The organism is Chloroflexota bacterium (genome assembly GCA_016197225.1).
Classification (GTDB): Bacteria; Chloroflexota; Anaerolineae; order Anaerolineales; family VGOW01; genus VGOW01.
Window position 1 is genome coordinate 24043 of record JACPWC010000066.1, and the last position, 14704, is coordinate 38746.

Here is a 14704-nt window from a genome sequence, read left to right on the forward strand (position 1 = left end):
AGATTGGAGATTACGGCACGATGACCGACCGAATCCCCTCGCCGCGCCGCAATGTGTCGAAGGCGGTGTTGATCTCGTCGAGCGGAAATTTGGCCGTCACCAGTTCAGTCACTTTGATCTTGCCCTGCGCCGCCAAATCCAGCACACGCGGGTAATCCACCGTGCGGCAGCCGAGTGAGCAGATGATCTCGATCTCGCGGAACATCACTTTGCCAGTGTTGAGACTCATCGGCTTGTCAGAAGAGCCGACCACTACAAACCGACCTCCGGTTCGCACGGCGCCGAAGGCTTGCTCTTGCGTCGCCGGGTTGCCAATGCACTCAAAGGCCACGTCCGCGCCGCCGCCGGTCAACCGGCGCAGTTCTTTGTCCAACCGCTCGACCGATTTGGGATTGACCGTTGTCTTCGCGCCAAGTTTCTTTGCCCAGTCCAACTTGTGGTCGGCGATGTCCACGGCAATCACTTGCCCGCCCACCGCCGCCGCGATCTGCACACAGTTCAAGCCAATGCCGCCGCACCCAAAGACGACGACAGCGTCGCCCGGTTTCACCTGGCCGCGATTGACGACGGCATGAAATGGAGTCGTCGTCGCGTCGGCGATGATGGCGCCCTCGACGAGCGGGATTTCGGGCGGGAGGGCAATGGCGACATCCGCCGGCGCCAGCACATATTCGGCGTAAGCGCCGTCAGTGCTGCTGCCGAAGAAGGCCAGGTTTTCGCACACGTTCTCGCGCCCGAGGCGGCACATGCGGCAGTGACCGCAGCCGTACACAGCAGGCAAAATTATCTGATCGCCCTCTTTCCACCCCCCCCTTCCCCCCCCGTTAATAACAGGGGGGGTGAGGGGGGGGCCGACTCGAGCCACTGTGCCTGAAGCCTCGTGGCCCAGCACCAGCGGCGGCTTCTTCATGGTCGGCACACCGTGATCGATGAAGTGCAGGTCAGTGTGACACACGCCGCACCCGGCCACCTTCACCACGATCTCGCCCGGTTTCGGAGTCGGCGTGGGAATCTCTTCAATCACAAGTGGCTGATGCGCTCCGTGAAAGATGGCGGCTTTCATTTGTGTCTCCAAACCGGCGCGCGTTTTTCGATGAACGAGGCCACACCTTCGCCTGCGTCGGCGGTGGACATCAAGTCTTCGAGATACAGCTTTTCCATCGCCGGTAAACGCTCTGCGGCCCAGCCGTCTGCGCCGAGCCGGGCGGCGCGCTTGCCGGCGCGCAGAGCCGCCGCGCTCAAGCCGCGCAGTTTGCCGATGTATTGCTCGGCGACTTGATCGAGCTCACCAGCCGGGACGGCACGGTTGATCAACCCAATTCGGGCCGCCTCTACGGCATTGACCGTGTCTCCAATAAACAGCATCTCCGCCGCGCGGCGGTAGCCGACGAGACCAGGGAGGCGCAGGGCCGCAATTGGTGCGATGGTCGCCAATTTGATCTCCGGCTGGCCGAAGTTTGCGCCATCTGCCGCAATGATGAGGTCGCAACACAAAGCCAATTCGCACCCGCCGCCGAGGGCGTGGCCGTGAACGATAGCAAGAGTTGGAATCGGGAAGTCGGCCAGGGCAACACAGACCCGGTCGAAGAGCGGAATCATGTCTCCCACTTTGTCGGCGGTATGATCGGCCACGTCCACTCCGGCGGAGAACATGCGTAGCGTTTTTTCGGCGCACAAGACCAGCAGGCGCAGAGTCGAGTCCTGGGCGGCGGCTTCGAGCGCCGAGTCCATCTCGCGGAGCATGGCGATGTTGACGACGTTGAGCGGCGGTCTCTTTAATGTGAGGCGGCCCACCCCGTCGCTTGATTGCCACTCGACAAATTTCAGTTCAGTCATTTTGTGATGTGGGTTGCTTCCTGAATGGCTCGAACGACTGCCGTCACCGGGAGAACGCCTTTATCGAAGAGCTGGATCGAGCCGTTGTTCTTGATGGTGAGACTCACCCGGTGATCGAACAGCCCGTCATCCGCCGTCACGCACTCGATCTGTGAAGCAGGAATTGAAACGAGCAGGTGGCTTCCATCGTAAGCCACGTTCGGAGCGTCGAGGTCAAGCGCATAGGCCACCGCCTCGCAGTCCACCGGCCCGATGACGACTCGTTCGAACTGACTGCGAGCGACCTCGGCCGCAAACAACACCCGCCGGTCGGTGACGCAAAGTTGGCCGTGATACCGCCAGCCAGCCGGTGGGATGTAGTCAACAGGCCAATTGCCAAGAACCCGTTCGCCTTCTTCCATCGGGAAACGCTCCTTAGTCGCCGAGGGCGACTTCGCCTTATGTTGCCGCGATTTCAATCGCCGGAAACCAAAAACTTTGACGGGTACTCTACGCTAACTGCTTCTCATCTTCCTCCGCCGCGCTTTGCTCGTTCAGTTTGTGCAGGCGATGCTTGGCCAGCAGGGCCGCCCCCAGCGCCGCCACGTATTGCACCGAGTCGCCTTCCGGCACGTTTACCTTCATCCCCAGTTTGTCCTGCACCACTTTGCCATTGTCTCAAAACGCAGAATGCCGCCCACCAGGGTGAACTCCGGTTCCATTTGCACCCGCTTCATCAACTGCACCGAGCGATCCACGAGAGAGGCGATGGCCCCTTGCATGATGTCTGCCGGGGCGCTGCCCTGCGAGAGGCAGTTGATTACTTCCGACTCGGCGAACACGGCGCACACACCGGAGATGGGAACGAGAGCTTTGGAAGTCGCCGCCAGCGGCCCGATCTCTTCGGTGTTGAAGCCCATGTATCGCGCCGTCTTTTCCAAAAACGCGCCGGTGCCGGCCGCGCACTTGTCGTTGAGGCGGAACGATTTCACCTTGCCCGACTCGTCGAGGCGGCTGGCCTTCATCGTTTGCCCGCCCACGTCGAGAATCGTCATCGTGTTCGGAAAGAGGAAGCGCGCGCCGCGCGCCGTCGCCGTTAGGTCAGTGACGTTGACGTTGCGAATGGCAGTTTGAAAACGGCCATAGCCGGTGCTGGCGATGTAAGTGATATCGGTTTGTTGAAGCTCGGCCTGGGTCAGCGCCTGTCCCAGCACCCGCTCCCCGGCCTCGTTGAGCTTGAAGCCGGTCTTCACCAGCCCGCGCCCGACGATTTGATCGTCTTCACTTAGAATGATGGCTTTGGTGTACGTCGAGCCAACGTCAATGCCCGCTGTGTAGTTCATTGCTTGCCTACGCTTTCTCGGCCACGCCGTCTGCCGGGACGCGGCCAGCCATGATTCGATCCATTGCAAACAGCGCCGCGCCGAGCGCGCCCATGTAATGCGAGTCCTCGCTGACGTTCACCGGAAAGCCGATCATCTCGTTGAGGACGGTGACGACGCCAATGTTGCGGGTGACGCCGCCGGTAAAAGTCACCTCCGGCTCGATGCCCACCCGCCGCATCAACCCCAGCGACCGCGAGACGATGGACTGATGGACTCCCAACAGAATGTCCTCAATCTTTTTGCCTTTGCCCAGCCAGGAGACCACTTCGGACTCGGCGAAGACGGTGCAGGTGGTGCTGATCTTCACCGCCTTCTCCGCCTGCAAAGCCACCACTCCCAACTCGCCCAGCGGAATTTCCAGGGCCGCCGCCGCCGCGCCCAGAAACCGCCCGGTGCCCGCCGCGCACTTGTCGTTCATACAGAAATCAACAATCTCGCCGGTGGGGCTGACGCGGATGGCTTTGGTGTCCTGCCCGCCCATGTCCACCACCGTGCGCGTGCGGGGGAACATGTGTACCGCGCCACGCCCGTGACAGGAAATCTCCGTAATCTGCGTGTCGCCGAACGTCACCTTGTAACGGCCATAGCCTGTGCCGACGACGTACTCCACTTCGCGCTCATCAATACTTTTGCTCTTGAGCGCTTCGGCGTAAGCGTTCTCGGCGGCCAGCACCACGTTGGCCCCGGTGTCAATCAGCGCCCGGCTCACGATCTCCCGGTTCTCGTTGATGATGACGGCTTTGGTCTGCGTTGAACCTACGTCCACACCTGCGGCGTATGCCATGTTCTTCTCCCTGGGTTGTTGGGTTGTTAGATGGTTAGGTGGTGGCGAACTACCTAACCACCCAACCACCTAACCCGCTAACTGCTTGCGCGTCGCCAGCCCTTCAAAAAATGCGTCAATCCGATTCTTGAGTTGCGCTTCCGACACAACCCGTTTGTCCATCATGTCCGACTCGATGAATAAACTGCCTACGTCGGTTGTTTCCAACAGTCGCCGCCGGTTGTCGGCCAGACCGGTGGACACGGTGCGGCAGGATTTGATCGGGTGGTAGACGACGCCGTCCACTTTGTACGGCCCGACCATGTCAATCAACGTCTGGTCCTGAAAGAACATGCTGTCCATCGCGTGCCGGACGCTGATGAGCACGCCCTCGGCCAAACTGTCCAGCGGGCGGCTCAAATCGTATTCGTAGCCCAAATTGGTGCCGCCCGAGGCGAACCAGAGGTAAGTCGAACTGACAAACGCCCCGCCCCATTCGGCGAACATCTCGTTGAACCGCCGGAAGATCGGATAGCACGGCACGCCGACGAAGATCAGGCGATACTTTTCATCGTGCAGGGTGCCGAGGCCGTGCGCCGATTTGTATTCCATCTCTTCAACGACGCGCTTGAAGTAGGCGCTGCCCGCCGCCGTGCCCCGAAAGCCGTTGGACATTCCCAGATACACCGTGCCGTCGGTGACGGCGTTGAACACAGCCGGCGTGCTCTGGTTCAATTCCAGAACCCGCTTCCAGGCCCGGCTCATGTCGTTGGCGTGGCCTAACACCTCCCGCAATTTGTCAATGTCGAACTTTTTGCCCGACACTTCCTCGCACAAAGTGATCAATTCTTTGAGTTGAGCCGCCACGTAGCGTTTGTCATTCTCAAAGTCGGGGTGGCCGGGCCAGGTTTGCGTGCCAGCCGCCCGGCTTCCCGGCACGTCCAGGGTGAAGATCGGAATGTGGTACATGCGCTCCCAAATCTCCGCCCACTTGACGTACGTGTTGCAGGCGTTGGTGTACACGGCCAGCGACGGTTTTGGTATTCGCCCCATCGGGTGCTCGCCGCCGCGAAGTTGCATAGCGACGTCGGCTTTCACGTAGCCGCAAATGTCGGGCGAGTAGCCATAATCTTCGGCGGTGTTGAGGTATTCGTGGGCCACGCGCCGCACCGCCGTTTGCAAGGCGTTGATCTCCGGGAAGACGGTGTGAAAGTCAAAGGTGCGAAGCACTTCGGCCATGCTCCCCATCACGAACACATAAGCCGCCTTCTCGCCCCGCTCCGGCGCTTCGGTCAGCGTTTGAAACCACTCGCGGAACAACTGCGCCCCTTCTTTGGCCCCGCGCCCGACAATGCTTTCTGCGATTTGCCCTTCACTCATTGGTCATCTCCTCGCTGAATGACAAGATGATCGGATGACAAGGTGACAGGATGAATTTCGATTCATCTTGTCATCCCTTCACCATGTCACCTTGTCAGCCCTTACGCAAACAGCAAATTCTCCACAAACGTCTCAAGCTGAATTTGCAGATGATCGAAGCTGGTCATGCTCTCTTCAAATTCGCTGACGAAGTAAGGAATGCCTGCCTCGTCCAACGCTTTCGCGTAAGCGACCTGCTCGTCCAGCCCCGGCTCGCACATCTTGGCCGCCGTAATAATGGCCGCGCTGGCGTTTGCTTCTTTCACCCGCTTGAGCAACATCACTTCTTTCGGCTTCCGCAGGTCGTGTTGCACCGGGCTGTACGACGATTTCTCCAGATAAGCCTCAGCCAGATTGAGAAGCGGGTCGCCCTCCGTCGGCACATCTTCCAAAATGTAGCGTAAGCCAATCAGCAAATCGTCGTCCACCACGTAACAGGATTGGGCGATGACCCGCAGTAAGTCGAGCGGCGGTTGCTCGCAGAAGCCGCCCTCGAACACGACTCGAATGCGGTCTTGCGGTTTGGCGGTGCGGGCCTCAATTTGCGGAATGACAGCTCTAAGCAATTCGTTGTGCTCTTCGCGCGGGATCAGCCCGCCCACCGACATCAACACATAGGCCTCATCCGCCGAAAGTAGCCACGGCGTTTCGCGCTTAATCGCGTAAAGCCGGTGCAGGAGCCGCCGATTTTCGTTGAAGACGGCGATGGAATTCCGCAAATCGTCATCAGTGACGGCCCGACCGGCGATGGTTTCAATGTCGCGCTTGAGCCGGTTGTACTCGTCACGCAAATACTGGGCCGAGTGTCTGGAGTTCGCGTTCTGCGGCAGGTAAAGAATCTGGCAAGGGTAAGAGAAGTTGCGGCCCCAAACCGCCGCCAGGTTGCGGGCGGCGTCGCAAATGGGGTGGGAGACGAACATGTCCAGCTTGACGCGATCACTCAGAGCAAGTTCAAGTGAGGTCTTCAAAATCGAGCACAGGTACGAACCGAACCGCGCCTCAGCCTGCCGGGCCTCAATTTGCGCCCCGCGCATTTTGAGCGGCAACATCCCGGCGGCGTGGGCAATCTCTTCCGGGAAGTACACCTGAAAGTGCCCCACCACTTTTCCGCCCGCCTCCCGCCAGCGCTTCACCGTCGGAAAGTCCGGGTCTTCCACCAACTCCCGGCACATATAAAGAGCGTCCTCTAAAGAACTGTAAGGTTTGCCGTCCAATACTCGTATAGCCATTCGACAGGTCTCCTACTCACTGTGGCCGTTTAATGCCGCGCCGCACTTGCCGCAATACTCGAACTCATCCGGCAAATATTTTGTGCCGCACCTCGCGCACTCCCGCGCAAACGGCCCCCACATAAACTCCGACGACTCGCCCGCCGCCGCCTTCTGCCGGAGTTTGACGTAGTCAGCCGGACGTTTCTCCACAAAGGCGTTCATCCCCTCCATCGGCTCCCACGAGGTGTAATGGATTGATAGCCAGTCGCGGGCGTGGCCGATTGTCTGATGCCAGGCGAAGTCCTTCCAGAAGTTGACCTGTTGCTTGGTGTATCGCGTGCACTCCGGGAACTTCTGGATCAATTCCTCGCACAGGGCATTCACTGCCTCGTCCAACCTGGTGAGATCAATGCTGTAGCCGTCTTGCCCCTTCTGGGCCTTGACGATTTGTTCGGGGGTGGCTCTGGTGATAAACGTTCCATCTTTCTTCAACGACGGCACAACCTCGTTGACGAGTCCCCACTCCAGTGCTTGATAGGCCGGGACGCGGCGATTGGTCATCAACATATATCGCGCCCGGCGGTCGCCGACGAACATGGGTAGCCACTGCGTGGCCCCACCCGCCGCCACACTGCCAACGCCTGTTCCAACCTGACCCACGTAAGCGTGCTCGGCGATGATGGACAAATCGCAAGCCAGATGGCTCTCATTGCCGCCGCCCACGGCCATGCCGTTCAGCCGGGCGATCACCGGCTTGCCGGTGTTTAAGATGCTTTCGATGTAGGCGCTGAACAGGCCCATGTACTTCCAGTAGTCTCGCGGCGAGCGCGTATATTTGGCCGCATACTCTTTTACGTCGCCGCCAGTGCAAAAGGCCCGGTCGCCCGCGCCGGTATAAACGATGACGGCCACTTCGTCGTCGAACGATGCCTGACGAAAAGCGGCGGCCAGTTCGGCGAGGGTGGCGGTGCTGTAGGCGTTGTACGCCTGCGGGCGGTTCAACGTGATCCGCGCAACCCAATCACGTTTCTCGTAAAGAATCTCGGCGAAGTCAGTTCGTTCGGCGATCAACGTATTCATATGCTCCCCGGCCTTTAACAAACAAGAGAATATTGATGGTTTTACTCGTAAATAAAAGAGCCAGTCTATTTTTAGACTGGCTCTTTAGATTTCTCTGCGGTAGTTTGGGCGACAAATTGACAGGCACAGATGCCTCGTTTGAGAAAATATGTCATTCTTTCATCACTTCGTCAAAAAAGTGAGACATATTTAGTCTAACACGAAAAATCGCTTTGTCAACTTAGTGATTTCAGGCACAAGGACTGGTATTAGGTTGGCGGTGAAGATTAATGGCGGTAGCCAGGCCGTGTTAGCCTGGGAGACAGGCCAGCAATTGGTTGAGGGCTTCGACGTTTTTCTTTTTCTGGCCGTCACGGAGCGAGCGTGCCGCGGCTGTGAAGTAGTGGTGGTTTTTCAGAAATTTGAGCTGGGTACTAAGCCACTGTCTGTCGGTCGTTATTGAGCCAAAGGCCGCCAGTTCCTCGCGCAAAACCTGGTTGCGGAGCATAAAGTCTTCGCGGCCCAGCACGTCAAGGTCGGCATCGGCGATGATCTCTTCCAGCCGGGTGTGCGGCGATTGCGGCAATTTGGTGGCGATGATGATGCCGCCGATGACGGCAATTTGCGACGGATGATAGCCAAAGCCCGGCAAAACTTCGGCGGCAATTTGCCTGCCGGCTTCTTCATGGCCGGCCCGTCTTACCGTAAAGCCAACATCATGAAAGAGCGCCGCAGTGCGAAGCAAAAGCAAGTCATCGGCGGCTACAGCCTCCAGCGCGGCCAACTGCTCCGAGGCCGGCAGAACTTCGTCTTGTGTGTGCCATAGCGAGTGATAGACGAATTTGGGCAAAAGCTCTTGTTGCAAACGCCTCAAAGCATACTGTCTGGCCCCTTCAAAGTTGGCTTGGGTCAAAGTCGCATCCTATGAAAAGTATTGTAGGGGGTTTGGCTGGCAAGAATGTGTCGTAGCGCACAATTCACCCAATGCCATAAGGCAGGCATGAACAACAACCTCAATTCAGCACCCAGGTCGTCAGTTCAAGCCTGCAAGTTCATCGCCGGCTTGTCGAGAGGGCGGGGCGGCCCCGACGCCGTTCGAGCCGGAAGCGTCTTGCGATGTTCGTGTCTTAAAATGAGGCGATAGCGGCCTGGAGATCATGGTGCGTCTCCAGAAACATATCTACGCCGGCTACGCTTAGCACCCCGGTTACACGAGAAGTGGGGTTAAGCAGTTTGAGATGAGGCGATTTGAAGGTGCCATCCCGCAAACCTTTTCCTATCGCCTCGTCGCTCTCCTCAGGGGTATCTGCCCGCAACAGGTTGAACATATTGTTGAGAGCGCGGATCCCGGCGCTACTGACATAGGGAACTTCCGCCAGGTCGAGCAGGAGGTTGCGCGTGCCAGACTCAAATGCTTGCCGGGCCTGGGCCTGCAGTTGCTCATACGTGGTCGTGTCAACGTCGCCCTTAATATGGAAGACGGTGACGGGAACCCGGCCTTGCTTCTGCGAAACAGTGATCTCCATGAGTTTTCTCCTTGAGCAATTGAGGGATTAGATGCGTTTTGCGATCACCAGGGTGATGTCGTCGAACAGCGTGTTGCCTTCTTGAAAGCGGCTGATCGTTTCGTCCAGGGCGGCGATAATTTCTGCGGGAGGTGCGCGACGATGCTCGGTGATGATTTGTAACAATTGCTCTGCGCCAAATTTCTCCCCTTCAACGTTGGTGACGTCGGTCAGGCCGTCAGTATACATGAAAATAAAATCGCCGGCATTGAGGCGCAATGTGTTCTGCGTCAGAACGTTCGCCTTAAACATCCCCAGCGCCATTCCGGTGCGGGTCAATTCGAGCCATTGATCACCTTCAGCGCGATACAGCCAGGGGGGATTGTGGCCGGCATTCACGTAAGTCAGGTCGCCCGTTGCCGGGTCGAGGCAGGCATAGAAGAGGGTGACGAACATACCCTGGCCAGAGTCAGCGCAGATCAACTGGTTGGCCCGGTTGATGCCGTCGGCCGGCAAAGCGGCGCCGACTACGCTGGCGCGGACGATACTGCGCGTCAGGGCCATGAACAAGGCGGCAGGCATGCCCTTGCCAGACACGTCGGCAATGACGAAGCCCCAGCCCGGCCCGCGCGAGAGCGGAATAAAATCATAGTAATCACCGCTCACATTGCGCGCCGGTTGCCAGCGCGCGGCAAATTCCCAGCCGGCCAGGCGCGGCGTGGCCCGAGGAAGCAGGGCGGCCTGCACCTCGCGGGCAACATGAAGTTCGTGCTCCAGCTTCTCCTTCTCCACAAGCTGGGCCTGCGCCGCCTTCAACGACTCGTAAGCCTCGGTGATCTGCCGATTCTTCTCGTGCAAGTCGCGAATGGTCGTGTTGTGCGCCTCGTGCAGACGCATGCTCAGCACCCGTACCATTTCGTAAGCCAGTGTCGGCTGCCGGTTCAGCAGGGAGTCGAAATCGGCCCGAGTCATTTCCAGCACTTGAGTGGCGGCGCGCGCTCGGGCGCTGGCGGTGCGCAGGCCGTCGCGATTAAACAGACTCATCTCACCCACGTACTCGCCGGAACCGCGCACGCCCACCAGGCGCTCGTCGGCTGTCCCCAGAGCCTTGATAATTTCGATCTGGCCGTTGTACACAATGTAGAAACGATCTCCATATTCACCCTCGTGAAAGAGCACTGTGCCCGGCTGAACTTCTGCGGCCTGTAAAGTCTCGGCCAGATAGCTGATCTCGCTTTGAGGCAACGTTGCGAACAACGGCACCTGGCTGAGGGCCAGTTCTTGAGAACTCTGGCTCATGCCTCGCTCCCCGGCCTGGGACTCAACTTTTGCAAGTTTGCCACCGCCTCATCCAACCGTTGTGAGAGCGCCTTGATCACGCCCAGCGCCAGCGGCGGCTTCTCGGCCAGCAGTTCCCAGAAATCATCCTGATCAATTTTGAGGGCTGTCACCTCCGTCAGAGCCACGCAATCGGCTGTGCGCGGGTTGCGCGAGACGATGCCCATCTCGCCAATACTGCTTTTGGCCTGCCGCGTTGCCACCGGCCCTACGCCACGAATGTTGATGCTGGCTTCGCCGTCCACAATAATGTAGAGGCAGTCGCCGGGGTCGCCCTGTTGAATCAGAGTCTCGCCGGCGCTGAAGTGAGCCTCTTGCGCCACCAGCGCCACCGCCGCCAGGTCTTCGCTGGCGATCTGGTTGAAAAGCTCTGCACTTTTGAGGAAGAGAATGCGTTCAATGGTTGAGAGTGACATGGCGGGATTTTAGGCTTCGAATTTTAGATTTTGGATTTGGGATTGAACGTAGCGACTGACGACGGGTGAGCCGTCTTGCGCGTGGGCGGCCAGCAACTCATGGTAACGCCCGGCGTCGAACAGCAACCGGCTGGCGGCCAGAGCCGTCTCACGCAAAAGCGCATCTTCCGAGGCGAGGGCGGCCAGCACACAACCGGCAAGCTCGGCCTGCTTCAAAACGCCGATGCGAAACACGGCGCAAGCCCGCAACCACAAATCAGGCCCTTCGGCCAGTTCGCGCAAGCGTTGTAGCGACGGGCGGCGTTCGATTCCAAATCGTTTGCCGGCAATGTCCAGCAATTTTTCGGCGGGCGCTTCGACCAGCGGCAACAGAAGCTCTTTGACAGGCCCGGCGGCGCTCAGTGTGTCGAGCAGTTCAACCGCCAGCGCCCGGGTGTTGCCCGGCCCGGCTTCCAGGGCCTGCCGCACACGCTGTATCTGTTGGGTGTAGTTAGGATACAGCAGGTTGAGCAAATAGAAGACACGATCAATGGCGCGGCTCAGGCGGGTTTGAACGGCCTCGCTCAGCAACAAATCCAGGCCTTCCTGGCCCAGGTCGGCGCGGATCACAACCCACATATAGCCGCCGCGAAGCTCGCCGGCGATGGCCTCGCGCAAATCCGACTCCGACAAATAAAACTCCAGCCCGTCGGCGCGCAGGCGGGCCAGCGCCCGGTAGACCTCACTCCGCACTGCATCGTCGGCCACGTAGAAATGGGTGAGCAAGGCCTCGGCGGCAGAGCGGGTGCGGCGCTCTTGCAAAACGCGCGGCACCTGGCTGGCCGCCTCGGAAGTTGAGCCATCCAGCACGGCGCTCAAGTCTGATTCAATTTCATCGCGATACTTCGCCAGCGCTTCAACCGCAGCCGCCGTCGTGGACTTGTCGTTGAGCTTGCGAAGCAGGTGTGGGAGCAAGTCGCGGTTGTTCAGGGCGCTGGCGGCGCGGATGGCGCTCAGCCGGACTTCGAGGTTGTCGTCGTCAAAAAGCGGGACGAGGAGGGCTTGCAGTTCGGCGGTTGAGGTCGAGAGGCCGATGACGCGGGCGGCTTCCTGTTTGGCCGTTTTGTCTTCGCTGGCCGCCAGGCGCTTGAGTTCGGCGGCGGCTTTGTTGGCGCTGTAAGGGTCGCCATATTTAAGAAGGCCGACAATGGCTGTGCTTTTGATACGAGGGTAGGGATCGTTGAGAAACGGGGCAATATAGGAAACGGTGGCCGAGCCGGTGTCGGGGTCTACCATGATCGTATAAAGCGATTCGATGGCCGCGGCGCGCACATCTTGATCGTCGGTGTTGAGAAGCAAGGTCGAGATGGCGTGAGCGTATTCGTCGTTGCCGGGCCGCCCCAAATGCTGAGCGGCTTTGATGCGCACGGCCGGCGAGGGGTGCTGAAGGAGGGGAGCCACGTGGACGTCCCAGTTCACGGCGGGCGCCCCGGAGATCAACTGCAGGGCGTGAACGACGTAGGATTCGTCCGGATGGCGAAGCGCGTCAATCAACACCCGCACGGTGGTTTCATCTGAAATGTTAATGGTGGCTCCTTCCAGGTCGAGCACGCGGCGCTTGAGGCTGGCGGCCAGAGCGGCTGTGTAGTGGCGGCGCGCCCAGGGAAGCAGGGCCAGCCAGGCCAGAGACAGCGCCAGCAGCGGGATCGAATAATAGAGAAAATTCCAGCCGGGGATGTTTTGCAGGAAGAGGGCGACGACGCCCGCCAGGCCAAAGGCGGCGGCATAGAGGCCCTCGAAAAGTTCTTTGGCTCGCTCACGCAGGCCTTCGGGCGTTGGCAGGTAAAGCACGTTCAGAGCGGCGCTGTTGATAGTGCGCCGAAAGATGGGATCGGAGATGCGCAGGATGGTCATGGCCCACAACGCGCCGCCGGCGAGCAGACTGAGGCCGCCGCCGAGGGCCATGCTGACCGGCAGGAAGGCCAGAGCGGCAAAGATGCCGAAGCGATTCATGATCCGCCCGCTGAGGTAAGACTGCACGACGAACCCGGCCAGGCCGCCGATGAAGTGAAACGCGCCGAGGTAAGTTGCCAACTCCCTGGCCCGCCCGGCAAAGTTGATTTGCAGAGACAACCAGAATTCGTAGCCGCCGATGTTGATCAGCAACGAGACCAGCAGGGTGAGGCAACCGATGACGACCAGAAGCGGCGTTTGCCGGATGGCCCGCAGGTCTTGCAAAAGACTCTTTTGTTTTTTGTGGGACCGGGCAGCCGCTTTACTGGCCGGTTGACGCACCCAGCGTTTCAGCCTCCAGACGCAAACGATGCACACCGCCAGCGCCATCACCACCAGCCACAACAAATTTTCGACGCCGATGAGATTGACAACCGCCGCGAGCGAAAGTCCGGCGACGATATTGGCGAACGTGCCGCCGGCGGTGATCAGGCCAAAGAGGCGCCTGGCTTCACGCGGGTTGAAAACCAGCCCGGCCAGACTCCAGAATTGAAGGATGACCAGGGTGTACGCGACTTCGACAAAAAGGTAGAGCGCGGCCAGCACGGCAAAGCTCTTGCCGGCCGGGGTCGCCAACAAGAATCGGAAAGCGGCCAGGCCGCCGAGCAACAAAACGTTGGAGACGACGATCACGCGCTCCAGGCGAAAGCGGGCGGCAATGCGGTTGTAGAGCAGGAGGGCCGGAATGATGGAGATGGCCGGCAGGATGAGCATGTAGGCGAAGGCCGAGGCCGGCAGCGCGCTGATGAACAGCGTATCCGAAACAGTGGTGCCAACAGTGAGCACGCCGCCGATGGCCGCCGCCGAATAAAGGATCATCACCAGCACTCGCGCACCCTCGCCAGGCTGGACGCTGAGGAAGGACTGAAGCCGACTGCCGGGACGCAAGGCGGGGGTGTTGATCATTCAAGTTGAGCGGCGAGTGATTGCCAGAGGGCGACGGTTGAAAGTATAAGGGGAATAGCCGAGGCTGACAATGACGAAAATATGGAGACCCTAAGGGTTTCGGAAACCCTTAGGGTCTGCTGGTGTCCAGGTGGCGGTCACGCTCTTCTTGGACGCGCGGCATATCGAGAATGGTAAGCTTGCCGGCCCGGTAGTGCAAAAGTTTTCGGCGTTCCCACTCGCGCAAAAGGCGGTTGACCCATTCCCGCCGCGCGCCCACCAGCGAGGCCAGGTCGGTCTGGTTGAGCGACAGGTCAAGCAGGTAACGCTTCCCGGCTTCCAGTTCTTCGCCAAACTGGGCGTTATACAAAAGAAGAAGGTGCAAAAGCCGCCCGGCGGCGTCGAACTGGGCGATGGTTTCGGCATAGGCCGCCGTCCAGCGCAACTTTTTAGCCAGCAGGCGGGCCATGCGCAGAGCCAGGTCTGGCTGGCGGCGGAGGTGATCCAAAAAGGTGTCGCCACCCATTTCCCACACCACGCTTCGCCCCAGGGCAATGGCCGTCGCCGAGCGCGGTTCGCCATCCAGGCAGGCAAATTCGCCGATGATGTCGCCGCTGGAAAAGATGGCCAGCGAGGTCTCGTGGCCTGCCGGCGAAATCTTGAAGATGCGGATTTTGCCCTTGAACACCACATACAGATTACGGCTCTCATCACCTTGCCGGAAGATGACATCGCCCCGGGCCAGTTCCCGGCGGCGGAAGTCACTCGTCAGGGCCGTCAGGCCGGCGTCACCCAACTCGGCAAAGAGAGGCGCCTGCCGGAGGAGGGCAATGGCCTCTGAAGGGGTCAGGCCTAGATGTTGCGCTCTAGGAATTGGCATATTGTGTGTTCTGGAATACAGACTTTGCGGCTCAGC

The 14704-nt window shown here is 59.6% G+C and carries 14 protein-coding genes; all 14 read right to left on the reverse strand.

The features are described from left to right. Positions 1 to 10: 10 nt before the first annotated feature. The 14 genes from HYZ49_12215 to HYZ49_12280 all read right to left on the reverse strand — a co-directional run bounded on the left by HYZ49_12215 (position 11) and on the right by HYZ49_12280 (position 14668). Entirely contained in the window at positions 11 to 1063 is a 1053-nt protein-coding gene (locus HYZ49_12215) for a zinc-binding dehydrogenase (protein MBI3243048.1), read from the reverse strand. Beyond that, complete coding sequence (locus tag HYZ49_12220) at positions 1060 to 1836, reverse strand: enoyl-CoA hydratase/isomerase family protein (GenBank protein MBI3243049.1); 777 nt, start codon at positions 1834 to 1836, stop codon at positions 1060 to 1062. The genes HYZ49_12215 and HYZ49_12220 overlap by 4 nt, the downstream gene beginning before the upstream one ends. After that, the gene (locus HYZ49_12225; GenBank protein ID MBI3243050.1) at positions 1833 to 2237 is read right to left on the reverse strand and encodes a hypothetical protein; all 405 of its coding nucleotides are present in this window, start codon (positions 2235 to 2237) and stop codon (positions 1833 to 1835) included. Before HYZ49_12225 ends, HYZ49_12220 begins: the two co-directional genes overlap by 4 nt. A 219-nt stretch (positions 2238 to 2456) precedes the next feature. Beyond that, positions 2457 to 3158 (reverse strand): 2-hydroxyglutaryl-CoA dehydratase, encoded by a 702-nt coding sequence (locus HYZ49_12230; GenBank protein MBI3243051.1) that lies wholly within the window; start codon positions 3156 to 3158, stop codon positions 2457 to 2459. A gap of 7 nt (positions 3159 to 3165) precedes the next feature. Further along, on the reverse strand, positions 3166 to 3984 hold the full coding sequence (locus tag HYZ49_12235) for a 2-hydroxyglutaryl-CoA dehydratase (GenBank protein MBI3243052.1): 819 nt from the start codon (positions 3982 to 3984) through the stop codon (positions 3166 to 3168). Between the two features lie 69 nt (positions 3985 to 4053). After that, positions 4054 to 5343 (reverse strand): 2-hydroxyacyl-CoA dehydratase, encoded by a 1290-nt coding sequence (locus tag HYZ49_12240; GenBank protein ID MBI3243053.1) that lies wholly within the window; start codon positions 5341 to 5343, stop codon positions 4054 to 4056. A gap of 101 nt (positions 5344 to 5444) precedes the next feature. Further along, positions 5445 to 6611 (reverse strand): 2-hydroxyacyl-CoA dehydratase, encoded by a 1167-nt coding sequence (locus tag HYZ49_12245; GenBank protein ID MBI3243054.1) that lies wholly within the window; start codon positions 6609 to 6611, stop codon positions 5445 to 5447. Positions 6612 to 6623: 12 nt separating this feature from the next. Further along, positions 6624 to 7673, reverse strand: a complete 1050-nt coding sequence (locus HYZ49_12250; GenBank protein MBI3243055.1) for an enoyl-CoA hydratase/isomerase family protein — start codon at positions 7671 to 7673, stop codon at positions 6624 to 6626. 289 nt (positions 7674 to 7962) lie between these two features. Next, positions 7963 to 8565: an HD domain-containing protein gene (locus HYZ49_12255; protein MBI3243056.1), complete on the reverse strand. Its 603-nt coding sequence runs from the start codon at positions 8563 to 8565 to the stop codon at positions 7963 to 7965. Positions 8566 to 8779: 214 nt separating this feature from the next. Next, entirely contained in the window at positions 8780 to 9178 is a 399-nt protein-coding gene (locus tag HYZ49_12260; GenBank protein ID MBI3243057.1) for an STAS domain-containing protein, read from the reverse strand. 27 nt (positions 9179 to 9205) lie between these two features. Continuing rightward, positions 9206 to 10456: a SpoIIE family protein phosphatase gene (locus HYZ49_12265; protein MBI3243058.1), complete on the reverse strand. Its 1251-nt coding sequence runs from the start codon at positions 10454 to 10456 to the stop codon at positions 9206 to 9208. Next, entirely contained in the window at positions 10453 to 10911 is a 459-nt protein-coding gene (locus tag HYZ49_12270) for a Crp/Fnr family transcriptional regulator (protein MBI3243059.1), read from the reverse strand. The genes HYZ49_12265 and HYZ49_12270 overlap by 4 nt, the downstream gene beginning before the upstream one ends. 9 nt (positions 10912 to 10920) lie before the next feature. Next, the gene (locus tag HYZ49_12275; protein MBI3243060.1) at positions 10921 to 13809 is read right to left on the reverse strand and encodes an MFS transporter; all 2889 of its coding nucleotides are present in this window, start codon (positions 13807 to 13809) and stop codon (positions 10921 to 10923) included. A 109-nt stretch (positions 13810 to 13918) separates the two neighbouring features. Beyond that, positions 13919 to 14668, reverse strand: coding sequence for a Crp/Fnr family transcriptional regulator (locus tag HYZ49_12280; protein ID MBI3243061.1), 750 nt, complete (start codon positions 14666 to 14668; stop codon positions 13919 to 13921). Between the last annotated feature and the right edge of the window lie 36 nt (positions 14669 to 14704).

Bases quoted from the DNA above. Each gene is read 5' to 3' on its own strand.
- HYZ49_12215 (MBI3243048.1), bottom strand. From the start codon at position 1,063: ATGAAAGCCGCCATCTTTCACGGAGCGCATCAGCCACTTGTGATTGAA.
- HYZ49_12220 (MBI3243049.1), bottom strand. From the start codon at position 1,836: ATGACTGAACTGAAATTTGTCGAGTGGCAATCAAGCGACGGGGTGGGC.
- HYZ49_12225 (MBI3243050.1), bottom strand. From the start codon at position 2,237: ATGGAAGAAGGCGAACGGGTTCTTGGCAATTGGCCTGTTGACTACATC.
- HYZ49_12230 (MBI3243051.1), bottom strand. From the start codon at position 3,158: ATGAACTACACAGCGGGCATTGACGTTGGCTCGACGTACACCAAAGCC.
- HYZ49_12235 (MBI3243052.1), bottom strand. From the start codon at position 3,984: ATGGCATACGCCGCAGGTGTGGACGTAGGTTCAACGCAGACCAAAGCC.
- HYZ49_12240 (MBI3243053.1), bottom strand. From the start codon at position 5,343: ATGAGTGAAGGGCAAATCGCAGAAAGCATTGTCGGGCGCGGGGCCAAA.
- HYZ49_12245 (MBI3243054.1), bottom strand. From the start codon at position 6,611: ATGGCTATACGAGTATTGGACGGCAAACCTTACAGTTCTTTAGAGGAC.
- HYZ49_12250 (MBI3243055.1), bottom strand. From the start codon at position 7,673: ATGAATACGTTGATCGCCGAACGAACTGACTTCGCCGAGATTCTTTAC.
- HYZ49_12260 (MBI3243057.1), bottom strand. From the start codon at position 9,178: ATGGAGATCACTGTTTCGCAGAAGCAAGGCCGGGTTCCCGTCACCGTC.
- HYZ49_12265 (MBI3243058.1), bottom strand. From the start codon at position 10,456: ATGAGCCAGAGTTCTCAAGAACTGGCCCTCAGCCAGGTGCCGTTGTTC.
- HYZ49_12270 (MBI3243059.1), bottom strand. From the start codon at position 10,911: ATGTCACTCTCAACCATTGAACGCATTCTCTTCCTCAAAAGTGCAGAG.
- HYZ49_12275 (MBI3243060.1), bottom strand. From the start codon at position 13,809: ATGATCAACACCCCCGCCTTGCGTCCCGGCAGTCGGCTTCAGTCCTTC.
- HYZ49_12280 (MBI3243061.1), bottom strand. From the start codon at position 14,668: ATGCCAATTCCTAGAGCGCAACATCTAGGCCTGACCCCTTCAGAGGCC.